At 66.1% G+C, this 24,090-nt stretch carries 23 protein-coding genes; 11 read left to right on the top strand and 12 right to left on the bottom strand.

Going from position 1 to position 24,090, the window contains the following annotated elements; all coding sequences use genetic code 11:
- The first annotated feature begins 85 nt into the window (after nucleotides 1-85).
- The 5 genes from tsaD (at nucleotide 86) to Q0O97_RS10695 (ending at nucleotide 4,671) form a co-directional block, all read left to right on the top strand.
- Nucleotides 86-1,150 carry a tRNA (adenosine(37)-N6)-threonylcarbamoyltransferase complex transferase subunit TsaD gene (gene tsaD, locus Q0O97_RS10675; RefSeq protein WP_294928639.1) on the top strand — a complete coding sequence of 355 codons (1,065 nt, stop codon included), beginning with the start codon at nucleotides 86-88 and terminating at the stop codon, nucleotides 1,148-1,150.
- Nucleotides 1,147-2,091, top strand: a complete 945-nt coding sequence (locus Q0O97_RS10680) for an NAD(P)H-dependent glycerol-3-phosphate dehydrogenase (RefSeq protein WP_294928642.1) — start codon at nucleotides 1,147-1,149, stop codon at nucleotides 2,089-2,091. Before tsaD ends, Q0O97_RS10680 begins: the two co-directional genes overlap by 4 nt.
- Complete coding sequence (locus Q0O97_RS10685) at nucleotides 2,088-2,363, top strand: YciI family protein (protein ID WP_294928645.1); 276 nt, start codon at nucleotides 2,088-2,090, stop codon at nucleotides 2,361-2,363. The genes Q0O97_RS10680 and Q0O97_RS10685 overlap by 4 nt, the downstream gene beginning before the upstream one ends.
- Nucleotides 2,363-2,785 carry an EVE domain-containing protein gene (locus Q0O97_RS10690; protein WP_294928648.1) on the top strand — a complete coding sequence of 141 codons (423 nt, stop codon included), beginning with the start codon at nucleotides 2,363-2,365 and terminating at the stop codon, nucleotides 2,783-2,785. Before Q0O97_RS10685 ends, Q0O97_RS10690 begins: the two co-directional genes overlap by 1 nt.
- A gap of 98 nt (nucleotides 2,786-2,883) precedes the next feature.
- Entirely contained in the window at nucleotides 2,884-4,671 is a 1,788-nt protein-coding gene (locus Q0O97_RS10695) for an ABC transporter transmembrane domain-containing protein (RefSeq protein ID WP_294928651.1), read from the top strand.
- On the opposite strand, the gene Q0O97_RS10700 is transcribed toward Q0O97_RS10695, so the two are convergent.
- Complete coding sequence (locus tag Q0O97_RS10700) at nucleotides 4,668-5,216, bottom strand: CAP domain-containing protein (RefSeq protein ID WP_294928654.1); 549 nt, start codon at nucleotides 5,214-5,216, stop codon at nucleotides 4,668-4,670. The genes Q0O97_RS10695 and Q0O97_RS10700 overlap by 4 nt on opposite strands.
- A gap of 434 nt (nucleotides 5,217-5,650) precedes the next feature.
- Between Q0O97_RS10700 and Q0O97_RS10705 the strand changes: the two genes are divergently transcribed.
- From Q0O97_RS10705 to Q0O97_RS10715, 3 genes are all read left to right on the top strand, one after another.
- Complete coding sequence (locus Q0O97_RS10705; protein WP_294928657.1) at nucleotides 5,651-7,534, top strand: acyl-CoA synthetase; 1,884 nt, start codon at nucleotides 5,651-5,653, stop codon at nucleotides 7,532-7,534.
- 138 nt (nucleotides 7,535-7,672) lie between these two features.
- Nucleotides 7,673-8,764: a glycosyltransferase 61 family protein gene (locus Q0O97_RS10710; RefSeq protein WP_294928661.1), complete on the top strand. Its 1,092-nt coding sequence runs from the start codon at nucleotides 7,673-7,675 to the stop codon at nucleotides 8,762-8,764.
- 8 nt (nucleotides 8,765-8,772) lie between these two features.
- Nucleotides 8,773-9,615, top strand: a complete 843-nt coding sequence (locus Q0O97_RS10715) for a glycosyltransferase (protein ID WP_294928664.1) — start codon at nucleotides 8,773-8,775, stop codon at nucleotides 9,613-9,615.
- A 28-nt stretch (nucleotides 9,616-9,643) separates the two neighbouring features.
- On the opposite strand, the gene ettA is transcribed toward Q0O97_RS10715, so the two are convergent.
- On the bottom strand, nucleotides 9,644-11,299 hold the full coding sequence (gene ettA / locus Q0O97_RS10720; RefSeq protein ID WP_294928667.1) for an energy-dependent translational throttle protein EttA: 1,656 nt from the start codon (nucleotides 11,297-11,299) through the stop codon (nucleotides 9,644-9,646).
- 84 nt (nucleotides 11,300-11,383) lie between these two features.
- Entirely contained in the window at nucleotides 11,384-12,259 is an 876-nt protein-coding gene (locus Q0O97_RS10725; RefSeq protein WP_294928670.1) for a sulfotransferase, read from the bottom strand.
- Between the two features lie 179 nt (nucleotides 12,260-12,438).
- On the opposite strand from Q0O97_RS10725, the gene Q0O97_RS10730 reads away from it, so the two are divergent.
- Complete coding sequence (locus tag Q0O97_RS10730) at nucleotides 12,439-13,245, top strand: hypothetical protein (protein ID WP_294928673.1); 807 nt, start codon at nucleotides 12,439-12,441, stop codon at nucleotides 13,243-13,245.
- Between the two features lie 2 nt (nucleotides 13,246-13,247).
- Here Q0O97_RS10730 and Q0O97_RS10735 read toward each other — a convergent pair whose 3' ends face one another.
- Entirely contained in the window at nucleotides 13,248-13,427 is a 180-nt protein-coding gene (locus tag Q0O97_RS10735) for a hypothetical protein (RefSeq protein WP_294928676.1), read from the bottom strand.
- A gap of 55 nt (nucleotides 13,428-13,482) precedes the next feature.
- Nucleotides 13,483-14,853: a 30S ribosomal protein S12 methylthiotransferase RimO gene (gene rimO, locus Q0O97_RS10740; protein WP_294928679.1), complete on the bottom strand. Its 1,371-nt coding sequence runs from the start codon at nucleotides 14,851-14,853 to the stop codon at nucleotides 13,483-13,485.
- Between the two features lie 102 nt (nucleotides 14,854-14,955).
- Here rimO and Q0O97_RS10745 point away from each other — a divergent pair, with 102 nt between their 5' ends.
- Nucleotides 14,956-15,441 carry a hypothetical protein gene (locus Q0O97_RS10745; RefSeq protein ID WP_294928681.1) on the top strand — a complete coding sequence of 162 codons (486 nt, stop codon included), beginning with the start codon at nucleotides 14,956-14,958 and terminating at the stop codon, nucleotides 15,439-15,441.
- Nucleotides 15,442-15,454: 13 nt separating this feature from the next.
- Here the strand turns inward: Q0O97_RS10745 and Q0O97_RS10750 are convergent, their stop codons facing one another.
- The 6 genes from Q0O97_RS10750 to Q0O97_RS10775 all read right to left on the bottom strand — a co-directional run bounded on the left by Q0O97_RS10750 (nucleotide 15,455) and on the right by Q0O97_RS10775 (nucleotide 20,073).
- The gene (locus Q0O97_RS10750) at nucleotides 15,455-15,871 is read right to left on the bottom strand and encodes a hypothetical protein (protein ID WP_294928684.1); all 417 of its coding nucleotides are present in this window, start codon (nucleotides 15,869-15,871) and stop codon (nucleotides 15,455-15,457) included.
- Between the two features lie 73 nt (nucleotides 15,872-15,944).
- Nucleotides 15,945-16,706, bottom strand: a complete 762-nt coding sequence (locus tag Q0O97_RS10755; RefSeq protein WP_294928687.1) for an ABC transporter permease — start codon at nucleotides 16,704-16,706, stop codon at nucleotides 15,945-15,947.
- Nucleotides 16,703-17,629, bottom strand: coding sequence for an ABC transporter ATP-binding protein (locus Q0O97_RS10760; protein ID WP_294928690.1), 927 nt, complete (start codon nucleotides 17,627-17,629; stop codon nucleotides 16,703-16,705). The genes Q0O97_RS10755 and Q0O97_RS10760 overlap by 4 nt, the downstream gene beginning before the upstream one ends.
- 34 nt (nucleotides 17,630-17,663) lie before the next feature.
- A complete protein-coding gene (locus Q0O97_RS10765; RefSeq protein WP_294928693.1) occupies nucleotides 17,664-18,476 on the bottom strand; it encodes a lysophospholipid acyltransferase family protein in 813 nt (270 codons plus the stop codon).
- Nucleotides 18,473-19,402 carry a cell division protein FtsX gene (locus tag Q0O97_RS10770; protein WP_294928696.1) on the bottom strand — a complete coding sequence of 310 codons (930 nt, stop codon included), beginning with the start codon at nucleotides 19,400-19,402 and terminating at the stop codon, nucleotides 18,473-18,475. The genes Q0O97_RS10765 and Q0O97_RS10770 overlap by 4 nt, the downstream gene beginning before the upstream one ends.
- Nucleotides 19,399-20,073 carry an ATP-binding cassette domain-containing protein gene (locus Q0O97_RS10775; RefSeq protein ID WP_294928698.1) on the bottom strand — a complete coding sequence of 225 codons (675 nt, stop codon included), beginning with the start codon at nucleotides 20,071-20,073 and terminating at the stop codon, nucleotides 19,399-19,401. The genes Q0O97_RS10770 and Q0O97_RS10775 overlap by 4 nt, the downstream gene beginning before the upstream one ends.
- A 134-nt stretch (nucleotides 20,074-20,207) precedes the next feature.
- On the opposite strand from Q0O97_RS10775, the gene Q0O97_RS10780 reads away from it, so the two are divergent.
- Entirely contained in the window at nucleotides 20,208-21,251 is a 1,044-nt protein-coding gene (locus Q0O97_RS10780) for a zinc-ribbon domain-containing protein (RefSeq protein ID WP_294928701.1), read from the top strand.
- 166 nt (nucleotides 21,252-21,417) lie between these two features.
- Here the strand turns inward: Q0O97_RS10780 and Q0O97_RS10785 are convergent, their stop codons facing one another.
- The gene (locus Q0O97_RS10785) at nucleotides 21,418-24,021 is read right to left on the bottom strand and encodes a DUF4175 domain-containing protein (RefSeq protein ID WP_294928704.1); all 2,604 of its coding nucleotides are present in this window, start codon (nucleotides 24,019-24,021) and stop codon (nucleotides 21,418-21,420) included.
- Nucleotides 24,022-24,090: the final 69 nt, after the last annotated feature.

Consider the following 24,090-nt stretch of genomic DNA (forward strand, 5'->3'; position numbering starts at 1 on the left):
TTATCGCATCACGGTGTTACTTGCACCCTGCCTAGGCGCTTGGCGTCCGGCAAACAAGACCCGCAACAACCGCATGGCCACCGGCATGAGCCTGACATTCCTGGGTATCGAAAGCAGTTGCGACGACACCGCCGCCGCCGTGGTGACGGGGGACCGGCGCATCCTGTCCTCGGTCGTCTTCGGGCAGACCGCGCTGCACGCCGATTTCGGCGGCGTCGTCCCCGAGATCGCCGCCCGTGCCCATGCCGAAAAGCTGGATATCTGCGTCGAGCAGGCGCTGGCGCAGGCCGGGCTGCGACTGGCCGATCTGGACGGCATCGCGGTGACGGCGGGGCCGGGGCTGATCGGGGGCGTCCTGTCCGGCGTCATGCTGGCCAAGGGGCTGGCCGCCGGCACCGGCCTGCCGCTGGTCGGGGTCAACCACCTGGCGGGCCATGCGCTGACGCCGCGCCTGACGGATGGCGTCGGGTTTCCCTATCTGATGCTGCTGGTTTCCGGCGGGCATTGCCAGTTCCTGCGTGTCGATGGGCCGGATGATTTCACCCGCCTGGGCGGCACCATCGACGACGCGCCGGGCGAGGCCTTCGACAAGGTGGCCAAGCTGCTGGGGCTGCCGCAGCCCGGTGGACCGGCGGTCGAGCGCGCCGCGCGGCAGGGCGATCCCGCGCGCTTTGCCCTGCCCCGCCCGCTGCTGGACCGTCCGGGATGCGACCTGTCCTTTTCAGGGCTGAAGACGGCGGTTCTGCGGCTGCGCGACGACCTGGTTGCCGCCCAGGGCGGGCTGCACCAAGGGGACCGCGCCGACATCTGTGCGGCATTTCAGCGCGCCGTGGCCGAGGTGCTGGCCGAAAAGACCCGCCGCGCGCTGGCGCTGGCACCCGTCCCGACCCTTGCCGTCGCGGGCGGGGTCGCGGCCAACACCGCGCTGCGCCATGCGCTGGAACAGGTCGCCGGGCAGGCGGGCGCGCGCTTTGTCGCGCCGCCCTTGGCGCTTTGCACCGACAATGGCGCGATGATAGCCTGGGCCGGGATCGAGGCGTTCGCGCAGGGCCGCCGCGATGGGCTGGACCTTGCCGCCCGGCCCCGCTGGCCGCTGGACCGCAAGGCCGCCCCGATGCTGGGCGCGGGCAAGAGGGGGGCAAAGGCATGAGCGTGGCAATCATCGGCGCGGGCGCCTTCGGCACCGCCCTGGCCGTTTCGCTGGCCGCCAAGGGGCCGGTGACGCTGTGGGGGCGCGACATATCCTGGGGGCGCGAGAACCCGCGCCTGCCCGGCGTCACCCTGCCCGCGCAGGTCTCGACCACCGACGACCTTGCCGCCATTTCCGCCCGGACCCTGCTGCTGGCCCTGCCCGCGCAGAAGCTGGGCACCTTCCTGGCCGCCAATGGCGCCGCGCTGGCCCGGCCCGGCCGCAGCTTCGTCAGTTGCGCCAAGGGCATCGACCTTGAAACCCTGCAAGGCCCGACCGCGCTGATCGCCCGCGCCCTGCCGGATGCGCCCGTCGCCGTGCTGACCGGGCCGTCCTTCGCCGCCGATATCGCGCGCGGGCTGCCCACCGCGCTGACGCTGGCCTCGGCCAGTCCCGACGACGCGCTGGCCCTGCAACATGCGCTGTCCACGCCGAACCTGCGGCTTTACCGCAGCACCGACGTCGCGGGGGCCGAGCTTGGTGGCGCGCTCAAGAACGTCATCGCCATCGCGGCGGGCGCGGCCATCGGCGCGGGCCTGGGCGACAGCGCCCGCGCCGCCGTCGTCACCCGCGGCTTTGCCGAGATGACCCGGCTGGCCACTGCGATGGGCGCGCAGGCGGAAACGCTGGCGGGGCTGTCGGGGCTGGGCGACCTGGTGCTGACCTGCACCTCCGAACAGTCGCGCAACTTCCGCTATGGGCAGGCGCTCGGGCGCGGCGCCGCCTTTGACGCCGCCACCACGGTCGAGGGCGCCGCCACCGCCCGCGCCGTCGCCAGCCTTGCCCCCCGGATGGGGCTGGAGATGCCGGTCGCCACCACCGTCTCGGGGCTTGCCGAGGGACGCATCGTCATGGAAGAAGCCCTTGGAACCCTGCTCAACCGACCGCTGAAGGAAGAATGATGCCGCTTTTCGCTATCATCTGCCGCGACAACCCCGGCCAGCTGCAAACCCGCCTGGACACGCGCGACGCCCATCTGGCCTTTCTGAAATCCGCGCCGCACCTGCGCATGGCCGGCCCGCTGATCGAAGAGGGCGAGATGCGCGGCTCGCTGCTGGTCGTGGAAATGGACGACCTGGCGGCCGCGCAGGACTGGGCCGCGGGCGATCCCTACAAGGCGGCAGGGCTGTTCGCCTCGGTTCAGGTGATCCAGTGGAAGAAGGTGATCGGCTGATGCAATACTGGCTGTTCAAATCCGAACCCGACGTCTTCAGCTTCGACGACCTGGCCGCCAAGGGCGCGCAGGGCGAGGAATGGGACGGCGTGCGCAACTACCAGGCGCGCAACAACATGCGCGCGATGCAGATCGGGGATCGCGGATTCTTCTACCACTCGAACATCGGCAAGCAGATCGTCGGCGTGGTCGAGGTCGCAGCACTGGCCCATCCCGACAGCACGACCGACGATCCGCGTTGGGAATGCGTGGACATCAAGGCGATCGCCCCGGTGAACCGCCCCGTCACGCTGGACGAGGCCAAGGCCGAGCCCCGGCTGGCCGATATGGTGCTGGTCAACAACTCGCGTCTGTCGGTCCAGCCGGTCAGCAAGGCCGAATGGGACATCGTCCTGGAACTGGCAGGCGGGCTGACGACCTGAGCCACGCCGCCAGCCGGTCCCGCCCTCAGGGGGCCGGCCCCCGGAACCACCCCCGGCCCGGAACCCACCCCTGCCCGGAATATTGACAGGAAGCCGAAATGGCCCGCCGCAACAAGATCATTGCCGACCGTCCCACCACCCGGCGCATCGGCGCGCTTTCCGCGCTTCGCCCCTTCCTGCGCCCCTATCGCGGCCTGCTGGCGGGGGCCGTCGCGGCGCTGGTGCTGACCGCCTCGATCAGCCTGGTGCTGCCGGTGGCCGTGCGGCGGGTCGTGGACGGGTTCAGCGAGGGCACCTTGATGCTGGACCGCTATTTCGGCGCGGCGCTTGCCATCGTGGCGGCGCTGGCGGTCGGCACGGCGCTGCGCTACTACCTGATCACCCGGCTGGGTGAGCGCGTCGTGGCCGATATCCGCAAGGCGGTGTTCGACCGGGTCATCAGCCTCAGCCCCGCCTTCTACGAGCGGGTGATGACGGGCGAGATCATCAGCCGCATCACCACCGACACGACGCTGATCCAGTCGGTGATCGGAGCCTCGATCTCGATCGCGCTGCGCAACTTCATGATCATGCTGGGGGGCATCGCGATGCTTGTGCTGACCTCGGCCCGGCTGAGCGGGTTGATCCTGCTGCTGATCCCCGTCGTCGCCGTGCCGCTGGCGGTAATGGGGCGCAGGCTGCGCAACCTTTCGCGCGAAAACCAGGACTGGATCGCGGCATCCTCGGGCGCGGCGTCGGAAAGCCTGCTGGCGGCGCAGACCGTGCAGGCCTTCACCCACGAAGGGCTGACCCGCGCCAGCTTCGCCACGGTGACCGAGCGGTCCTATGACGCCGCCCTGCGCCGCATCGGCACCCGCTCGGTCATGACGGTGATCGTGATCTTCCTGATCTTTTCCGGGGTCCTGGGCGTCTTGTGGATCGGCGTGCGCGACGTCTACCAGGGCCAGATGACCATCGGCCAACTGGTGCAATTCGTCATCTACGCCGTCATGGTCGCCGGTTCCGTCGGCGCCCTGTCCGAGATCTGGGGCGAATTGCAGCGCGCCGCCGGTGCGACCGAACGGCTGACCGAGCTTCTGTCGGCGGACGACCCGCTGACCGACCCCGCCACCCCCGTCGCCCTGCCCCGCCCGGTTCAGGGCCGGATCGAGTTCGAGGACGTCGGCTTCCGTTACCCTTCGCGCCCCGACGTCTCGACCCTGCAAGGGGTGTCGCTGGCCATCGCTCCCGGCGAAACCGTGGCGCTGGTCGGGCCTTCGGGGGCGGGCAAGACGACCATCGTGCAGCTTATCCTGCGCTTCTGGGACCCGTGCAGCGGCCAGGTGCGGCTGGACGGGATCGACCTGCGGCAGATGGCGCGCGCCGACTTCCGCCAGGCCATCGCGCTGGTCCCGCAAGAGCCGGTGATCTTCGCCGACACCGCGCGCGAGAACATCCGCTTCGGCCGTCCCGACGCCACCGACGCCGAGATCGAGGCCGCCGCCCGCGCCGCCCATGCGCATGACTTCCTGACCGCCCTGCCGCAAGGCTACGACAGTTTCGTCGGCGAACGCGGCGTCATGCTGTCGGGCGGGCAGCGCCAGCGCATCGCCATCGCCCGCGCCATCCTGCGCAATGCGCCCGTGCTGCTGCTGGACGAGGCCACCAGCGCGCTGGACACCGAATCCGAGCGGCTGGTGCAGGATGCGGTCGATCAGCTTGCGCAAAGCCGCACGACGATCATCATCGCCCACCGCCTTTCCACCGTGCTGAAGGCCGACCGCATCGTGGTCTTCGACCAGGGCCGCATCGTCGAGCAGGGCAGCCATGCCGACCTGGTCGCGCAGGGTGGGCTTTACGCCCGGCTGGCACGGTTGCAATTCAGCGAAACCGGCAGCCCGTCCTAGCGCCGCGCGGCATAGACCGCCGCCCAGAAGACGGTGCGCCCATCCGCGCCGATGGCCTTGCCAATGCCGAATTCCTGCACCTGCGGCAGCATGATGTTGGACAGGTGCGAGGATGAGGCGATCCAGGCGGCCTGAACCTGCTCGGCCGATTTGAAGCCCATGCCGATGTTTTCGGCCACGATCGACTGCCGGTAGCCCACCGCCCGCAGCCGCTGCGAGGGGCGGGCGTGTTTCAGGCCCGCATGGGTCATCTGGTTCTGGCGCGCCATGTCGCAGGCCTGCATCGCCGCCGCCTCGGCCAGGCGGGGGTTGGGGGCGACGCCCGCCAGCCCCTGCCGCGCCCGGATCTGGCTGGTATGCGCGGCGCCTTGCGCGTTTTCCGCGCGTGTCGTCTGAAAGCAACGCACCGCGCCGGTCACCGACGGCCTGTTGATATTGGTCGCCGCGCCGCCAAGGGACTGCGCCTGGACCGCGGGCGCGTGAAAGCCCGCGGAAAGCGCCATGCAGGCGGCGGCGAAAGCGAAAATGGATCCGATCTTCGGCATGAAATGTTCCTTGTTCCGTCACGATCAAACGAGAGGCAGCGATGCCGCCCATCTAGCCGCATCGGGTTGAATCATTTGTTAACGTCCGGTCGGATTCCCTTCGTTCAAACCCTGGAACTGATTAAAATGCTTACTAGTTTTCCTTAGACGAAGACGTCTTGCCGGGAAACCGCACCGTTCAGACCTTGGCAAGGGGTTGCGCAAAGCCTGCCCGCGTCCGGCGGAAAGGCGCCCTGCTTTGCCGGAGGATGCACCCGGCCCCCGCCATGCAACCCGATTTCGCTTGCCCGATACGGATCCCTGCGCCGAGGGCGGGTTTTACGCTGCGTTTCGGCCCGACCGCAGGCTTGCCCAATACATGGATTTCAGGACATTCTAAGGCCGGGCATGCTTGCAAAAGCCGGCACCGGAAAAGTTGGGAGGGGAAGAAAGTCATGGCCAGGTTCACCGATCTTGCGGCGCGCAATGCGGTCGAAAGCGAAATGCCCTATGAGGATCGCACTCTGCCCAAGACGATCTACGGCTTTCTTGGCGAGGTCCGCCAGCGCCATGGCGACCGCCCCGCCTTCAGCTTCCAGCTTTTTTCCGACCCCAAGGCGCCCGCCCGCACCCTGACCTGGCGCGAGGTGCATGAGCGCGTGACCGAGGCGGCCAATCTCTTCCGCTCGCTCGGGATCGGGCCGACGGATACGGTGGCCTACCTTCTGCCCAACTGCATCGAAACGCCGGTGGTGCTGCTGGCGGGGGCCACGGCGGGAATCGTCAACCCGATCAACCCCTTGCTGGAAGCCGAACAGATCGCGGGCATCCTGCGCGAAACCAATGCCAAGGTGCTGGTGACGCTGAAGTCCTTTCCCAAGGCCGATGTCGCACAAAAGGCCGCGCAGGCCGTCGCGATGGCGCCCAATGTCGAAACCGTGCTGGAAATCGACCTGCGCCGCTACCTGACCGGGATCAAGCGGCTGGTCGTGCCGCTGATGCGCCCCAAGGTGCCCACGAAACACCACGCCCGCGTTCTGGATTACGAGGCCGAATCCAGCAGCCAGCCCCATGACCAGCTTGCCTTCGAGGATCTGCCCCAGGATCGCGTCGCCGCCTATTTCCACACCGGCGGCACCACCGGCACGCCCAAGGTGGCGCAGCACAAGTATTCGGGCATGATCTATAACGGCTGGCTTGGCGCGACGCTGCTTTTCGACGAAACCGACGTGCTGATGTGCCCGCTGCCGATGTTCCATGTCTTTGCGGCCTATCCGATCCTGATGTCCTGCATCGCCTCGGGCGCGCAGCTCGTAATGCCGACGCCGGCGGGCTACCGCGGCGACGGCGTTTTCGACAACTTCTGGAAACTGATCGAGCGGTGGCAGGCGAGTTTCCTGATCACCGTGCCCACCGCCCTTGCCGCGCTGATGCAAAGGCCGGTGAACGGCGACGTATCCTCGCTGCGCACGGCGATCTCGGGTTCGGCCCCGCTGCCGATCGAGCTTTACAACCGCTTCCGCCAGGCCACCGGGGTCGAGGTCGCCGAGGGCTACGGCCTGACCGAAGCGACCTGCCTGGTCAGTTGCAACCCGGTCGATGGGGTGAAGAAGGTCGGCTCGGTGGGGATTCCCCTGCCCTACACCCATATCCGCATCCTGCGCCCCGACGGAAACGGTGGCTTCGACGAGTGCCCCACCGATGAGGTGGGCGAAATCTGCGTGGCCAATCCCGGCGTCTTCGAAGGCTCGACCTATACCGAGGTGGACAAGAACCGCGACCTCTTCGCCGAGGGCCGTTTCCTGCGCACGGGCGACCTGGGACGGCTGGACGCGGACGGCTATCTGTGGATCACCGGGCGCGCCAAGGACCTGATCATCCGCAGCGGCCACAATATCGACCCCGCCGTGATCGAAGAGGCGCTGATGACCCATCCCGCCGTCGCCGGGGCGGGTGCCATCGGTCAGCCCGATTCCTTCGCCGGGGAACTGCCCTGCGTCTATGTCGAGCTGGTGCAGGGTGCGCAGGTCTCGGTCGAGGAACTGACCGAACATGCGCGTGCCCATATCCAGGAACGCGCCGCAATCCCCAAATATCTGGAAATAATCGACGAATTGCCCAAGACCGCGGTCGGCAAGATCTTCAAGCCCGACCTGCGCAAACGCGCCATCCAGCGCATCTACGACCAGGCGCTGGACGGCACCGGCGCCCACGTGGTGGAAGTGATCGACGACAGGAAGCTGGGCCTGATCGCCTGCCTGTCGCGCGGGCCGCAGACCTCCGACGAGGCCGTGACCGAACGCCTGAACAGCTTTACCCGTCCGTGGCGGTGGAACTGACGGTTCACTGACCGCGGACGCACCCTGTGGTTGCGCCCGCCTTCGCCTTGCAATCCCAAAGAGGTTTTGTCACATATGTCCTGAATGGGCGAAAGCCGTGTTCTTCATGATTCGCCCCGTTGCATGTGTGAGTTCCCCTTGAACGAGTCCTCTGTCCCGCTGCCCGACCAAGGTTGGTCGAAAAAAACGATCTCCTTGCAAAATGCGATTGTAGCGCCACCGCAGGAATCCCGCCCCCGCACCCCCAGCGGCATCTGGAAGGATGGCGATATCGCGCAGGCGGCAATCTGGCGTTTGGGCACGCGCCTGACCTTGCCGCTTGAACAGGCGCCCACGCCGGTCGAGAGGCTTGAGGGAAATTTCCTTTTCGGCGGCATGTATTATGGTCATTTCGGGCATTTCATAACCGAAACGATTTGCCGGTTATGGGCTGCCGAGGATTCATATGACGGCATAATCTTCACGCCCAAACATGCCAAGCTGACCCATTTCAAGAAAAACCACAGGGAAATCTTCAAGATCTTCGGCATCACTTGCCCAATGCTCATCCTCGGCCAGCCGACGCTGGTGGAAAGCATCACCGTTCCAGGCCAGGGTTTCGGATTGGGGGATATTGCGCGCGGCACCGACGAATACAGGGAATTCCTACGCAACACCGTGGGGAAAATTGCAGCGGATGGTCCCGAAAGGATCTATATATCGCGAACGCAATATGTCGCGAACGGCGGCCTTCTTGGCGAAACGGTTCTGGAAGAAAACCTGAAACGCTCGGGCTATGTGCCCGTCTATCCCGAGAAATTGTCCTGGGCCGAGCAACTGGCGCGATATCGGGCTGCGCGCAAGATCATCAGCGCCGATACCTCGGCGTTGCATATGGCTGGAATGGCTGCGGATTCCGACAAGGATATCGCCGTCATCCTGCGCAGGAACAATGCCGAACATCACAGCATGCGCCTGCAACTTCAGGGCATGACCGGAAAGGACCCGCTGGTGATCAACAGCCTTGATGCGGAATATCTCGAACCCGGCAAGAAACCGAATCACAACAGTTGGGGGCAAGTGAATTTCACCGAAATTCACGCCGCATTGCTGGCGCAGGGCTATCTGGAGCCCGGTGCGGATTGGGATATTCCCTCGGATGAGGTCATCCGTTCGGATCTTGCCGAGGCCGAACGCCACGCCGGAAGGAATTTGGTTCACACACCCGTCACCAGGCGGTTCGGACAATGAAAGACAATATGACGATAATCGGAATATGCCGCTTTTCCATGATCGGCCGGGGCGATTGGAAAGCCTATCGCAATATCGAGGAAGGAGATCTGGAAAGGATTTACCAGCAGAAAGAACAGGAACTTTTCGACGACGCGCGAATGGAGGCGCGTTTCCTGACCTTTGAACAGTTGACGCTTGCCTCGCTGGATGCCCAGGCCGATCAGGATTTCAAGCTGCTGGTCATTTCCTCGGATCGCATGCCGCAGACCTATCGCGAGAGGCTGAAAAAACTGTGCAGCTCGCGCCCCTATGTCATCCTGCGTTTCGTCGCCCCCATGCATGTCGCCGATGCACAGACCCGGATACTGGATGAAATGGGATTGGAGTTGAAGGATTGCCTTCAATTCCGCCTTGACGACGATGATTGCCTGTCCAAGGATTATATCAGGAAGTTGCGCAAACACGGTGACACGCTGTGGAAAGCGCATGGCGCCTTTGCCGTCAGCTATCCGACCGTGATCTATTCCGTCATGGATGGCCCGACGCAGGGGCTTTATCGCTGGTTCAACCCTTTCCTTGGCGTGGGCGTCGCCGTGCGCCATCCGCAGCGAACGGTATTCGGCTTTGCCCATTACCGCATTCCGACGGTGATGGTCGCCTTGACCGATCCGTCTGTTCCCAGCATCGTGACCCATTACGGGATGAACGACACCCCGCGCCATGCCAAGGAAATCCTGGCAAAGCGGGGCATGAAGAAATCTTCGCGCGATGAATTGGCGCGCCTGCTGACGCGGCATTTCGATTTTCTGACCGAAAAGGGGATAGAGGCGGCAGGGCTGAACGAACCTCCCGCGCGCCGCCGGAAATAGGAAAAGGGGGCAGATGCCCCCTTTTCGATCAGCGCGTGAATTTCTTGTATTTCACCCGTTTCGGCTCTGCCGCGTCGGGACCAAGGCGGCGGATCTTGTCGGCTTCATAGGCCTCGAAGTTGCCCTCGAACCATTCCACATGCGCGTCGCCCTCGAACGCCAGGATATGCGTGCAAAGCCGGTCGAGGAAGAAACGGTCGTGCGAGATGATGACCGCGCAGCCCGCGAAGTCCTCGAGCGCGGCCTCCAGCGCCTGAAGCGTTTCGACATCCAGGTCGTTGGTCGGTTCGTCCAGCAGCAGGACGTTTCCGCCTTCTTTCAGCAGCTTGGCCATGTGAACGCGGTTGCGTTCCCCGCCAGACAGAAGGCCCACCTTCTTCTGCTGATCCCCGCCCTTGAAGTTGAAGGACGAACAATAGGCACGGCTGTTGACCTGCGCATCGCCCAGTTCGATCAGTTCGGCGCCGCCCGAAACCTCTTCCCAGACCGTCTTGTTCGGGTCCAGCGCATCGCGCGACTGATCGACATAGGAAAGCTTGACGGTGTCGCCATAGGTGATCTCGCCTTCGTCCGGGGCCTCGTTCCCGGTCAGCATGCGAAACAGCGTCGATTTACCGGCGCCGTTCGGGCCGATCACGCCCACGATCCCGCCGGGCGGCAGGGCGAAATCCAGCCCTTCGATCAACAGCTTGTCGCCCATCGCCTTTTTCAGGCCCTGAACCTCGATCACCTTGTCGCCAAGGCGCGGGCCGTTGGGAATGATGATCTGGGCGCGCGACAGCTTTTCGCGCTCGGACTGGCTGGCCATTTCGTTATAGGCGTTGATCCGGGCCTTTTGCTTGGCCTGACGGGCCTTGGCGCCGGCGCGGATCCATTCAAGCTCGCGTTCCAGCGTCTTTTGCTTGGCCTTGTCCTCGCGACCTTCCTGCTCCAGCCGCTTGGCCTTTTGTTCCAGCCAAGCCGAGTAATTCCCTTCGTAGGGAATGCCGCGGCCGCGATCCAGTTCCAGGATCCAGCTTGTGATATCGTCCAGGAAATAACGGTCGTGGGTCACGGTCAGGATCGTGCCCTTGTATTCGATCAGGTGCTTTTGCAGCCAGGCGATGGTTTCGGCGTCCAGGTGGTTGGTCGGTTCGTCCAGCAGAAGCATGTCGGGCGCTTCCAGCAGCAGTTTGCACAGCGCGACGCGGCGGCGTTCGCCGCCTGACAGGCTGTCGACATTGGCGTCGTCCGGCGGGCAGCGCAGCGCCTCCATCGCGACATCCACCTGGCTGTCCAGATCCCAGAGGTTTTCAGCGTCGATCTCATCCTGAAGCGCGGCCATTTCCTCGGCCGTCTCGTCCGAGTAGTTCATCGCCAGTTCGTTGTAGCGATCCAGCTTGGCCTGCTTGGCCTTGACGCCTTCCATGACATTGCCGCGCACGTTCAGCGCGGGGTCCAGTTCGGGTTCCTGCGGCAGATAGCCCACGGTCGCGCCCTTGGCGGCCCATGCCTCGCCGGTGAAATCCTTGTCGACGCCCGCCATGATGCGCAACAGGGTCGATTTACCCGCCCCGTTGACGCCGACGACGCCGATCTTGACCCCCGGAAGGAAGTTCAGGCGGATGTTTTCAAAGGTTTTCTTGCCACCGGGATAGGTCTTGGACACCCCGTCCATGTGGTAAACGAACTGGTAGGAGGCCATGTCTTCGCCCTTTTGCTAAACTCGCCGAGCCTTTTAGGACAGCTTGGCCGCAGTTGAAAGCCGCCCCGCCCGAATTCCTGCACGTCAGCGCATCTGGTCCACGAAACCGGGCGGGAAGCTGCGCTCCAGAAAGGCGAATTGCGATTCCAGCCGGGCGCGCAGCGCGGCGCGAACCTCATCGGGCACCGCCATGCCCTTGGGACCGGCAAAGACCTGCGTGCCGAGGCCCGTGTAATCGTGCGGTTCCAGCCCCGTGAAAGCCTCGATCCGGCGCATGAAACCCAAGGGGTCGCGGCGAATCATGCCGAAGGGCAGGATCAGCAGCCGCTTTTCGTCGAAATGGCGCCGCCAGCGGGGGATATAGGTCTCATAGTCGCCCCGGTCCAGCAGCACGGGATCGCCGATTTCCTCCATCCATTCCGCGATCGAGCGCGGCTTGCGCCGTCCCCGCGTCAGGTTCATCTTCAATTGCGAGATCGCGCGATCGACCGGGTGGCGCAGGATATAGATGAACTTGCTGCGATGCAGGAATTTCGCGACGAATTCGACGCCCTCTTCGGGCAGGGTCGAATATTCGGGCGTCACGTCCATCGGCAGGGCGCTTTCGGGCGCGGGGGCGAAAAGCTGTTTATACCAATGATTGGTGAACATCGGCTCGCGCGTGATGCGGTCGAGGTATTTCCCGAGTTCGTGCGGGGTCTCTTGGCCGCGGGCGTCATAACGCTTGCGGATGTTCAGCTTGGCGCGGCGGAAATGCCAGGGCAGCCATTGCATGTGCTGGGGGATATAGCGGGCGTTGAAGAACTGCGCCTCCTTGAAAGGGGGCACCCAGATGCGGGGATGCTGAGACAGGATCTGGCTCAGCCAGGTCGTGCCCGCCTTCTGCGCACCGATGCCGACGATGGCGGGCTTGCGCGGCCTGCCCTGGGCATCCCAACTGTCCATATCCACCAGATTCATCGTTAACCGCCATCACCTTACCCTGCCCTGTCTAGGCCAGCGCGGGGTCGGGTAAAAGACCGTTGCGCGGAATTCTGCGCCTTTCGGTCCGGCGCACCCGCCCGTGCAAGGCCTGTGGACAGGTCCCGTCCATAGGTCTAATTTACCCGCAATTCGCAGGTTGCAAGGGGATGATGCGCATGCCTAACGGAATTGGCCACAGCGCCGCGGGCGGGGATGTCTACCGCCGCCACCAGATCCGCCAGCCGCAAACATGTTCGGTTCATTCCGAAAAGGTGGACAATATTCGCCGCCACATGCGCGCGATGGAGGACACCCACCGCGAATTGCTGACCATCCAAGACCGGCTGGATTTCGCCAACAAGGTCTATACCTTCGGGCGGCTGGTCAAGGACAGCAGCATCGCCTTTCTGGACCTTGCCGGCGCGCTGGTCAGCGGCAAGGCCGGGGTGGTCGCCGGCGCCGGGAAATCGGCGGTCGAGACGGCGGGCGCGCTGTCGGAATATGCGCATGGGCAAATCGACGGCACCACGCTGTCGCTGCGCGTCGGCAACAGCGTGGCCGCGAATGTCCAGCCGAATGGCGCGGGCGGCCAGTTCGCCGCGATGAGCGCGCGGCAGGCGCTTGGCACCGCGCAGACCGTCGACGACATGCGCAACGCCCGCACCTACGACGAGGCCATCTCGCGCGGGATCCAGGGCAACGTCAACGTGATGGCCGATACGGTCAAGGACATGGCGAACATGGCCTCGACCTCGGCTTCGGACAGGCCCGCGCGGATCGGGCGCGCCGCCGCGCTGGTGCAATCGGCCTACAATTACCAGAACGCGCTGAACGAGACGTTCGAGCAGCGTTTGCAGACCGAATACGAGATCGCCTCGACCCGGCAGGTGTATCTGCACAACAACCGGCTGGCGATGCAGCGCCTGCGCAAGGATCTGAACGAGGCGCTCGGGCTGCTGGAAACCTGCATGTCGGGCGAATAGGGCTAGCCCCGATCGCTGGGGCGCGGCTTGTCGTAACCCTCGCCATCGGGTTCGTCGCGCTCCTGCTCGATCTCGGCGGGATATATGTCGTCATGTTCTGCGGGCGGCCCGGCCTCGGGGACGCGCTGCTCATCGGGATCGGGTTTCTCGGGGGGATCGGGTTTTTCGGGCTGGCGGGCCATGCCGTTCTCCTTCCGCTGGCCCTGATCCAACGAAGGAAACCCGGCCCCGGTTCCGTCAGCCCGCCATCCGGCCCCAGAGGTCGTATTCGCCCGCCTCGTCCACCGTGACGCTGACGATATCGCCGGGCGTCAGGCGCTCGAAACCCTCGTCGATGAACAGGTTGCCGTCGATCTCGGGCGCATCCGCCTTGGTGCGGCAGGTCGCGCCATCCTGATCCACGCTGTCCACGATCACCTCGACCCGGCTGCCGACCTTGGCGGCCAGCTTCGCCTCGGATATCGCCTGCGCCTTTTGCATGAAGCGGTCCCAGCGGTCTTGCTTGACGTCCGCGGGGACGTGATCGGGCAGGTCGTTGGCCCGCGCGCCGCGCACGTTTTCGTATTGGAAACAGCCGACGCGATCCAGTTGCGCCTCGTCCAGCCAGTCGAGCAGGGTCTGGAATTCGGCCTCGGTCTCGCCGGGATAGCCGACAATGAAGGTGGATCGCAGCGTGATCTCGGGGCAGGCCGCGCGCCATGCGGCGATCTCGTCCAGCGTCTTTGCCGCCGCGGCGGGCCGCGCCATGCGTTTCAGCGTATCGGGATGCGCGTGCTGGAAGGGGATGTCCAGATAGGGCAGCACCAGCCCCTCAGCCATCAGCGGAATCAGCTCGCGCACATGGGGATAGGGGTAGACGTAATGCAGCCGCACCCATGCGCCCAGCGCCCCCAGGTCGCGGGCAAGGTCGGTGATATGGGCGCGATGCCCGCGCTCGGTCGCGAACTTGCGGTCCAACCCATAGGCGCTGGTGTCCTGGCTGATGACCAGCAATTCGCGCACGCCCGCATCGACCAGCTTTTCGGCCTCTCGCATCACCGCGTAAGCGGGGCGGCTGACCAGCTTCCCGCGCATGTCGGGGATGATGCAGAACTTGCAGGCGTGGTTGCAGCCTTCCGAGATCTTGAGATAGCTGTAATGACGCGGCGTCAGCTTGACGCCGCTTGCGGGCAGCAGGTCGATGAACGGATCGGGCGAGGGCGGCACGGCGTTATGCACCGCGTCCAGCACCTGTTCATATTGCTGCGGCCCGGTAACGGCCAGAACGGACGGATGGACGCCGGTGATATAGTCCGGCTCGGCCCCCAGGCAGCCGGTGACGATGACGCGCCCGTTTTCCGCCAGCGCCTCGCCGATGGCTTCGAGGCTTTCGGCCTTGGCGCTGTCCAGAAAGCCGCAGGTATTCACGATCACCGCCCCTGCGCCGCGATAGTCGGGGCTGATCGCATAGCCCTCGGCCCGCAGGCGGGTCAGGATGCGTTCGCTGTCCACCAGCGCCTTGGGACAACCCAGAGAGACCATGCCGATGGTCGGCTGGCCTTCGCGGCGGTCGTCGGGGACGCTGGCGCGGGCAAGATCGGGGCGGAGGTCTGGCGGATTGGCTATCATGGCGCGCATATATATCGCCGCGCGGCCAAGGCAAGAAAAAACCGCGCGCCCTCGCGGCTTCGTGGGTTTTCAATGGCAGCGGCGCGGGCCATCCTGCGGCGCATGAAAAAGCGCCCTTTCCTGTTCGCCGCCCTGTTTTCCGCCCTGACCCTTGCCGGCTGCGTGCCCGCTCCCGTCCCGCCCGCCAGCCCCGGCGGCGCCACGCCCGCACCCGCCCGCAACCAGCAGCCGGTCGTCATCGCCAACAACCGCGGCGGCAACGTCATGGCCGCCATCCAGCGCCGCAACCAATTGCAGCGTTGGGGCGGCCCGGTCGAGGTGCGGGGCTATTGCGGCTCGGCCTGCACGCTGTTCATCACCCTGCCCAACGCCTGCCTTGGCCCGAATGCGACGGTCGGCTTTCACGCCCCGCGCCTGCCCGGCACGACGATCATCCCGACGGGGGTCGACGACATCATGGGCGCCTATTACCGGGGCGGCATCAAGGCGCGTTGGGACGCGGAATGGAAGCACTCGCTGGACATCCAGCGCATCACCGCCGCCGAATACGTCCGCCTGGACCCGCAGACGCGGCTGTGTGCGGTGTGAGGGGGGTAAACGATCACCCTGAAACAGCGATGAAGATATTGCGCTGCGGATCGAACATCGCAATATTTCCGCCGTGGTCAAAAGAGGTCAAAGGCTTGGCACCGATAAGGTAGTGCCAAGGATCGGACGAGCCACTCGCCTCGCGGATTTCCTCGCTCCAGCATCCGGCGGCATTTTTCAGCGCGCGCATTTCAATGGCCATCTCATTCGTCCGTTCAGTCAACGGGGCCACACTCCACGGTTCAAAGCCGATAGCCAATGCAGGTGGTTTCGAGCTGGACGAGGCGCGATAGACGGCAACCACGCACACAAAAGACCGTGCTTCGCTCGCCATGAGTGACAGCGGCTCAGTGCTTCCTTCGGCTACAAACCGATAACCGATGTCCTCGTTTGCACAGCCGGACAGCAGGGCAAGCATGATCAGCGACAAGAACCTCACAACATCCCCGAAGACGCTGTTGCTACCCGAGGGGTGATCAGTATCGCAATCGTCCGTAACGCCCTCACTCCCGCAACCGCCAGCCAGTCGCGAAGATCCAGCGGATCAGCCCCAGGCAGATCAGCAGCATGATCCCCACCGCCACCAGCGAGACCTTGACCGGCACGTCGGCGATGTCGAAGAACGACCAGCGGAAGCCCGAGATCAGGTAAAGCACCGGGTTGAGCCGCGCCACCCCTTCCCAGAAAGGCGGCAACATCGAGGCCGAGTAGAACGCACCCCCCAGGAAAACCAGCGGCGTGATGACCATCATCGGCACGATCTGCAACTGCTCGAAATTCTTCGCCCAAAGTCCCAGGATGAAGCCCAGCAGCGAAAACGACACCGAGGTCAGCACCAGAAAGCCCAGCATCCACAAGGGATGGGCGATATGGACGCCGACGAAGAAGAAGCTGGTCAGCAGGATCACCGCCGCGATCAGGATCGCCTTCGATGCGGCGGCGCCGACGAAGCCCGCGGTGACCTCGATCCAGCCGGTGGGCGCGACCAGGAATTCATAGACCGTGCCCGAGAACTTGGGGAAGAATATCCCGAAACTGGCGTTGGACACCGATTGTTGCAGGATCGTCAGCATCATCAGGCCGGGCACGATGAAGGCGCCGTAGGCCACGCCCTCGACCGATTGGATACGCCCGCCGATGGCCGCGCCGAAGACCACGAAATACAGCACCGTGGACAGGACGGGCGAGGCCAGCGACTGCCAGATCGTGCGGAAGAACCGCGACATTTCATGCAGATAGATGGTGCGAATAGCCCTGAAATTCATCTTTCGTCCTCGACCAGCGACATGAAGACCTCTTCCAGCGAGGATTGTTTCGTTTCCAGGTCGCGCACGGCGATGCCCTGCTCGGCCAGTTGCGACAGCAGCCGGGCAATGCCGGTGCGCTCGGCGCTGATGTCGTAGTCAAAGCCCAGGTGCCGCCCGTCGCCGGACAGCGTGATCCCCTGCCCCGCCAACGGTCCGGGCAGGGCGGCAAGCGGTTCGCTCAGCTCGATCCGCAGATGCTTGCGGCTGAATTCGCCCATCAGTTCGGCCTTGGGCTTGACCAGCAGCAGCTTGCCGCGGTTGATGACGCCGACGCGGTCGGCCATCTGCTCGGCCTCTTCCAGGTAATGGGTCGTCAGGATGATGGTAACGCCGCTTTCGCGCAGCCTGCCGACGACCTCCCACATCTCGCGGCGCAGGGCGACATCGACGCCGGCGGTAGGTTCGTCCAGGAACAGCACCTTGGGGCGATGCGACAGCGCCTTGGCGATCAGGACGCGGCGCTTCATGCCGCCCGACAACTCGCGCGTGCGGGCGTCGCGCTTGTCCCACAGCGCAAGGCTGCGCAGCAGTTCCTCGACATAAGCCTCATCGGGGGGGCAGCCGTAAAGGCCGCGGGTGAAGCGAACGCAGTCGATCACCTTCTCGAACGGTTCCAGCGCGATTTCCTGCGGCACCAGCCCGATCAGCTTGCGCGCGGCGCGCCAGTCGCTGGCAATGTCATGGCCGCCGACCCGGACCGTGCCGCCCGTGGACCGCACTTGCCCGCAGATGATCGAGATCAGCGTCGTCTTGCCCGCCCCGTTCGGTCCCAGCAAGGCCAGGATCTCGCCTTCGCGAATGTCCAGCGTCACGTCGTCCAGCGCATGGGTGCCGCTGTCGTATCGCTTGGTCAGGTGGTCGATTTCGATGATCGAGGGCATGTCTGCGCGCTTTCCCGTCTGCAACCGCGCATACCTAGTTATCCGCGCGGCCCTTGTCCACCTTGCCGCCCCCCATTTCGCCCGGCCCCTGCGCAAGGGCCAGCAGCGCATCGCTGGACCCTTCGATCCGCTGGGCCAGTTCCGCCATCACCTGCTGATGCGGCAGGCCGGGGGGAATTTCGGGCAGGAACTCGACCACCGTGACGCCCGAGCGGATGGGATAGCCGCGCTTGGGCCAGAACATCCCGCAATTGACGCCCACCGGCACGATCCGCAACCCCGTCGCCTGCTGGATCGAGGCGACCCCGTGCTTGTATTTGCGCTTTTCACCCGGCCTGGTGCGGGTGCCCTCGGGGTAGATGATCAACTGGCCCAGCCCCTCGGGGCGGGTCCGGGCGATGGCGATTTCCTCGGCGATCTTGCGAAACGCCTCGGCCCCGCGCGAACGGTCGATGGGGATGCAGCCCGCCTTGCGCGCGAAATAGCCCATGATCGGCACCAGCAGCAACTGCCGCTTCATGATGAAGGCGCATTGCGGGACCGAATTGGCGATGATCAGGATGTCCAGAAAGCTTTGGTGCTTGCTGGCGATGATGCAATCGTCGGTGGGGGGCGTGCCCCGGACCTCGAACCGCAGGCCCAGCAGCAGCCGCGCGGCCAGCAGGATCTGCCCCGTCCAGGCGACGCCAAGCCGGTGGGCGGCATCCGCCCGCAGCAGCACGACCGGCAGCCAGGCCACGCCCATCACCAGCGTCACCAGCGCGATCCAGACATAGAACAGCGCCGTGCGGATGGCGACCGACAGACCCGCCGGGCCGGGACGGTATCGCCCTGCGCCCGCCGTCACGGGATTTTCCGCAACATGCCAAGCGCCGCCCATCGCGTCGCCAGAAAGCCGATCCCCGCCGACAGGACCGGGATCGCCAGCGGCAGCAGCCAGCCCCAACCCTGAAAGCCAAGCCCGGTCAGGAAGCCGCCCGCGTCGCTCATGTCCGGCAGCACGAAGATCGCCAGGGTGCCAAGCGCGGTGCCGCCCGCCGCCCCCAGGGCCGCGCGGCGGGTAAAGCGGCGCACGAAGGCGGTGGCGATGGTGATGTCGCGCGCGCCGATCAGGCGCATGACGCGGATCACCTGCCCGTTCGCCGCCAGCGCCGCCTTGGCCGCCAGCGTGATCATCGCGCCCGAGGCCGCCGCGATCAGCGCCAGCGACATGATCCCCAAGACCCGCAGCCGGTTCGCCGCCGTGACCAGCGGTTGGCGCCATGACGTGTGGTCGTCGATCACCGCATCCGGCGCCTCGGCCTCAAGTCGCAGGCGCAGCGCGGCGGCGTCGAAGTCGCGGGTGCTGCCTGTGACCTCGATCAGGCGCGGCACCGGCAGCGCATCGACCGGCACGCCGGGGCCGAACCAGGGTTCCAGCAGTTCCTCGACCTCGTCGTCGGAAACGACATGGGCATTGCCCGCGCCGGGAGTGGTGCGCAGCGCCTCCAGCACCGCGCTGGTCTGCGCCTCGACCTGGTCGGGGGCCGCGGAAATGCGCACGGTGATCGTCTGCGCCAGCGCCTCGGACCAGCGTTCCGCCAGCCGCCCCGTGGCCAGCGTCAGCGCCAGCGCAAAGACCGCCAAGAAGGCCATCGCTCCGGCAGCGAACAGGGTCAGTTGCGCGGTAAATCCCGTGGGCGGCACCACCCGGTCGGCGATCCCCGCATCGGATCGCGTCAGCCCGCGCCACAGGCTTGCGATGTCCAGCGATTTCAGATCGGATTTCCTCACAGGTCCGCCCCCGCCAGTTGCAGCTTCTTGCCCGCGATGCGCAGGACGCGCGCCGAAACCATCGTCTTGGTCGCGCGAATCAGGTTCAGGTCATGGGTCGCGATCAGCACCGTCTTGCCCGAGCGGTTCAGTTCCACCAGCAACTGGATCAGCCGCATCGACATGTCCCAATCCAGGTTGCCCGTCGGCTCGTCCGCCAGCACCACCTCGGGCGACAGGATCACCGCCCGCGCCAGCGCCGCCCGTTGCCTTTCGCCCCCCGACAGCGAGGGCGGCAGCGTCCGCGCATGCGGTCCCATCTGGACCCAGCCAAGCAATTGCTTCAGCGCCTGCATGTCGATGGGCTGGCCCGAAACCGTCAGCGGCAGCGCGATGTTCTCCGCCACCGGCAGGTGGTCCAGGAACTGCGTATCCTGGTGGACCACCCCCACCCGCCGCCGCAACAGCGCGATCGCATCGCGCGACAGGCCGCGCACATCCTGCCCGAACACCTGCAAGCCCCCCGCGCTTGGCAGCAGATCCGCATAGCACAGCCGCAGGAAGGTGGTTTTCCCCGACCCCGAAGGCCCGGTCAGAAAGTGAAACGACCCCGGCTGGAGGCTGAGCGTCATGTCCGACAAAAGCTGCTCGCCCTCGTGATAGCCGAAGGACACGCCCTGCATTTCGATCACGTCCACCTCCTTTTCCCCATGCAGCTTGGCGCGGGGTTTTCGGCTTGATAGAACAGTCCGGCGGCGAATGCGAGACGCCAGCGCAAGCAAACCGGCCCCCGACCGAAAGATGGGCCGAAAGGAAAGACGACGCCATGCGGCTGACATGCCCGAATTGCGGGGCGCAATACGAAATCGAAAGCGCGTTGCTGCCCGCAGAGGGGCGCGATGTCGAATGTTCGGCCTGCGGGGGCGTCTGGTTCCAGCCCGGCGCCGCGCCCGAACCCGCAGCCGGGTCCGCGACGCCCCCGCCAAGCCGCAAACTGGACGAATCGGTTCTGGCCGTCCTGCGCGAAGAGGCCGCCCGAGAGCTGCGCGCCCGCGAAAACGAGCGTTTGAAAAGGCGCAAGGCCAAGGAGTTGCCGCCGCGACGCCGGACCTCCGCAGAGGCCGCCCCGCCGGCGCAACCTCCGGCCATGCCCCCTACGGCGGATTGGCCCGCCATCACCATCACCGATGCCGACGAAGCGCCCACCCTTCGGACCAGCCCATCCGCCGGGTCCGAATCGCAGGATGCCCCGGCGGGCGTGACCCCTTTGCAAGCGATTCCGGCTGCGGACGCGGCGACAAGCCCCGCGCAGGCGGCGGACCGGCCCGCCGCGCGGCGGGCCCCTGACGAAGATGTGACCGCGACACCCGCCGAGCCATCGGCCACGGCGCAGCCCACCAGCCCCGCATTGTCCCTGACAAAGGCGCAGCGGCCCGCGGCCCGCACGACGGCGGAAAATGGACAAGGCGATGGACCGGCGCGGGCCACCCCCACAGCTTCCGCACCGGCCAGCCAGCCGCCGGCGCGGCGGCCTTCTTACGAGGATGAGGCCGAAACGGCCCCCATATCCGAAACGCCGTCATCGCGGTTGTTGCGGCAGGCCCATCGCGGGGCCGAGGGCACGAACCCGCGCACCGGCGCGGCCCAACTGCCCGTCCGCTTCACCCCGCCGCCCCGGCGCAGGCGCTACGGCATGGGCTTTGCGCTTGGACTGGCGATCGCGGCCCTCATCGCCGCGCTTTACCTGGCCGCGCCGCGCCTTTCCGATCAGGGCTGGCTTGGCGCGACCCTGACCCGTCTCCATGCCGAGGCGGATCAGGGCAGGCTGTGGCTGCACCAACAGGCCGGATCGCTGGCGGGCCGCGACTGAAGCGGCCAGGCGGCCTTGTACCGGAATGTCCTTCGCCCACAGGCGAAATATTGCAAGGGCGTTCCGGTCAAACCCGCCAAGACCAGCACCAAAGGGAAGGCGTTCTCGCTGAAACGGCAAGCTCTGCGCTTTGCACGGCCTTCGCCCCTGCCGGACATGCCGCGCCTTAGAACCGTTCCAGCAGGCGCCCCAGGTAGTCGCGTTCTTCGGTCGGGCGTTCACGCTCACCCAGGCGGCGGCGAATCTCATCGACCAGGTTGCGGGCCTGCCGGGTCGGGTCGGGTCCCTCTTGCAGAGGATCGCCGGTCGAAAGGTTGCTGCCCTGCCCGGTCATCGAGCGCCCAAGCGGGTCGGTCGAGGGCTGGCGCGAATAAGGCGCCGCCAGCCCACGCTGGCCGGGATCGCCTGCGGGACCTTCGGTTCCCTGCCCCGGCTGCTGCCCATCCTGCCCAGACTGGCCGGGCTGTCCATCCTGCGCCAGCAGATCGCCCAGCGCCCGCATCCCCTCGCGCATCGACTGGATCGCCTGCGCCTGGCGTTCCATCGCGCCCGCGATATCGTCATCTTCCAGCGCCTGCTCGGCCTCTTCCATCGCGCGGCCCGCCTCATCCAACTGGCGCGCGGCCTCGTCGCCCTGCGAGGTGCCCTGGCCGGGCAGCAGACCGCGCTGGCGGCCCAGTTCCTCGCGCAGGTCGCGCTGGCGTTCGGCCAGGCTGGGCTGGCCGGGACCGTCCTCGCCCGGCTGGCCGGGCTGGCCTTCCGCGCTGGGCTGGCTTTCGCCGTCCGGTCCCTGCTGGTCCTGACCCTGCCCCTGCCCTTGCTGGCCGAAGTCGGGCATGAACTGGTCCTGCATCTGCCGCATCGCATCGTCGGAAAGCTGCTGCTGGTCGCGCAGCGTATCGGCAAGCCGGTTCATCGGGCGCTGGCGTCCGACGCCGTCCTGTTCCTCGGCCTGATCGACGCGCAGGTTTTCCATCATGCGGTTGAACTGCTCCAGCAGTTCCTGCGCCTCGGCCATGCGGCCCTCGTTCATCAGGCGCTGGATTTCATCCATCATTTCCTGGATCTGGCTGCCGGTGATGCGCTGCCGCTGGTCCTGGGGCGAGCGGTCGAAGCGTTCCGCCGGATCCTCGCCCCGTTCGGCCAGCATGTTGGTATAGGCGTCGGTCGCCTCGCGCAGTTCATCCATGAGGCGCTGGATCTCATCCTCGCTGGCGCCGTTGCGAATCGCCTCGGAAAGACGTTCCTGCGCCTGCCGCATCCGTTCCAGCGCGTCGGACAGGCCGCCATCCTCAAGCTGCTCGGCAGCCTCCCAAAGCAGCTCGGCAAGCGCGTCGCGATCCTGTTCGCCCAGCGGGCCGGATTCCAGCGTGGCAATCGCCCCGCGCAAGCGGTCGGTCAGGTCCTCGTCCAAGAATCCCTCGGGTTGCCAGGTGATTGCGCGAAGAACCTCGGCGCTGCGGCGGGCGTTTTCGCGCGACCACAGCAGATCGCGGCGCAACTCGATCAGCGCAGCGCCCACGGGATCGAAAAAGCGGCGGCCCGGCAGGACCATCCGCATGGGCTGCGATTCGCCGCGCTGCTCGATCCCGTCGACGACGGAAAGGCGCATGGACACGGGCAGGTTCGCCCAGGGGTGGCGGGCCAGATCGGCGACCAGTTGGCCGTTGACCTGCCTGCGCTGGCCAAGGCCCGGCAAGGGCAGTTGCAGGACCAGGTCCTCGCGCGTCTCAGGGTCGGTGGCCAGTCCGAAACGCCGATCGACCGAGGCAAGGTCCAGCGTCACCACCGCCTCGCCCCCGGCGATGCCGTTGTCGTCGCTGGCGGTGAATTGCTGGACCAGCCGCCCATCGGCGCGCCGCGTCGGCGCATCGCCCGGCTGCACCTGCGGCGGGTCGTCGGGCAGCACCGTGACCGCAAAGCTGCGGCCCGAGACCTCGACCGTGCCGTCCTGCGTGGCGGTGAATTCGGGGGCCTGGGGGTCGTCGAAATCACCCTCGGGACCGATGTCCTGTCGCAGCACCGTGCCGTCGCCGTAAAGGCGGAAACTGACCTTGCTGCCCTGCGGCAGGACCAGCGGATCGCCTTCCGGCAAGGCATTCAGATAGATCGTGGGGCGGCGGGTGTATTGCGGCGGCTCGGCCCAGCCTTCCCAGCCAAGCCCCGAGGCGATGGTCGGCGTCCCCTGCGGCAGCGGGCGCAGCCCCGCGCCAAGCGCCGCAATGCTCTGCCCCAACTGCCCCGAGGGCGCGAAAAGCAGCGCCGTCACCAGCGCCGTGATCCCTACCAGGCGCAGCGCATAAGGGTCGCGGCGCGGCAGGTCGGCATCGGGGCGCACGGGGCGGGCCTGCTGCGCGAGCTGGCGCATCCGCTGCTGATGCGCGTCCCACAGCGCGACGGCACCGGGATCGGCGTCCCCCAGCACCATCCGGTCGCGCAATGCCGACAGCGGCTTGCCCGGCAGGGTCGCATCGACCCGCGCCCGCACAGCCGCCGCGGTGGGCCGGGCAAAGCGGCGCAGGCCCATCACCAGCGCGCCAAGCCCCGCGACAGCGGCAAAGGCCATGAAACCGATCAGCCAGAGGCGCGGCAGGTCCTGCACCAGCCCGAAGCCGAGCGCAGCGAAAACCAGCGTCGCCACCACCACCAGCGGCCAGAAGGCGCGGGCAAGCTGTTCCCACCACATCCCCGCGCGCGTCAGCACCAGCGCCCGCCCGACTTGCGGGTCGTCGCGGGTCGCCCCTGGGTGGTTGCGAGATTGGCTTACCATGCGCAGCGCGGTCCTGTTTGCGGCCTGCCGACTATCCCACGGACGACCCCGCGGAACAAGCGCAGGCTG

This window comes from uncultured Paracoccus sp., from assembly GCF_945915435.1.
GTDB lineage: Bacteria > Pseudomonadota > Alphaproteobacteria > Rhodobacterales > Rhodobacteraceae > Paracoccus.

Excerpts from the sequence above, each read along its gene's own strand:
- tsaD (WP_294928639.1), top strand. The coding sequence starts at position 86 with ATGAGCCTGACATTCCTGGGTATCGAAAGCAGTTGCGACGACACCGCC.
- Q0O97_RS10680 (WP_294928642.1), top strand. The coding sequence starts at position 1,147 with ATGAGCGTGGCAATCATCGGCGCGGGCGCCTTCGGCACCGCCCTGGCC.
- Q0O97_RS10685 (WP_294928645.1), top strand. The coding sequence starts at position 2,088 with ATGATGCCGCTTTTCGCTATCATCTGCCGCGACAACCCCGGCCAGCTG.
- Q0O97_RS10690 (WP_294928648.1), top strand. The coding sequence starts at position 2,363 with ATGCAATACTGGCTGTTCAAATCCGAACCCGACGTCTTCAGCTTCGAC.
- Q0O97_RS10695 (WP_294928651.1), top strand. The coding sequence starts at position 2,884 with ATGGCCCGCCGCAACAAGATCATTGCCGACCGTCCCACCACCCGGCGC.
- Q0O97_RS10700 (WP_294928654.1), bottom strand. The coding sequence starts at position 5,216 with ATGCCGAAGATCGGATCCATTTTCGCTTTCGCCGCCGCCTGCATGGCG.
- Q0O97_RS10705 (WP_294928657.1), top strand. The coding sequence starts at position 5,651 with ATGGCCAGGTTCACCGATCTTGCGGCGCGCAATGCGGTCGAAAGCGAA.
- Q0O97_RS10715 (WP_294928664.1), top strand. The coding sequence starts at position 8,773 with ATGACGATAATCGGAATATGCCGCTTTTCCATGATCGGCCGGGGCGAT.
- ettA (WP_294928667.1), bottom strand. The coding sequence starts at position 11,299 with ATGGCCTCCTACCAGTTCGTTTACCACATGGACGGGGTGTCCAAGACC.
- Q0O97_RS10725 (WP_294928670.1), bottom strand. The coding sequence starts at position 12,259 with ATGAATCTGGTGGATATGGACAGTTGGGATGCCCAGGGCAGGCCGCGC.
- Q0O97_RS10730 (WP_294928673.1), top strand. The coding sequence starts at position 12,439 with ATGCCTAACGGAATTGGCCACAGCGCCGCGGGCGGGGATGTCTACCGC.
- Q0O97_RS10735 (WP_294928676.1), bottom strand. The coding sequence starts at position 13,427 with ATGGCCCGCCAGCCCGAAAAACCCGATCCCCCCGAGAAACCCGATCCC.
- rimO (WP_294928679.1), bottom strand. The coding sequence starts at position 14,853 with ATGATAGCCAATCCGCCAGACCTCCGCCCCGATCTTGCCCGCGCCAGC.
- Q0O97_RS10745 (WP_294928681.1), top strand. The coding sequence starts at position 14,956 with ATGAAAAAGCGCCCTTTCCTGTTCGCCGCCCTGTTTTCCGCCCTGACC.
- Q0O97_RS10755 (WP_294928687.1), bottom strand. The coding sequence starts at position 16,706 with ATGAATTTCAGGGCTATTCGCACCATCTATCTGCATGAAATGTCGCGG.
- Q0O97_RS10760 (WP_294928690.1), bottom strand. The coding sequence starts at position 17,629 with ATGCCCTCGATCATCGAAATCGACCACCTGACCAAGCGATACGACAGC.
- Q0O97_RS10780 (WP_294928701.1), top strand. The coding sequence starts at position 20,208 with ATGCGGCTGACATGCCCGAATTGCGGGGCGCAATACGAAATCGAAAGC.
- Q0O97_RS10785 (WP_294928704.1), bottom strand. The coding sequence starts at position 24,021 with ATGGTAAGCCAATCTCGCAACCACCCAGGGGCGACCCGCGACGACCCG.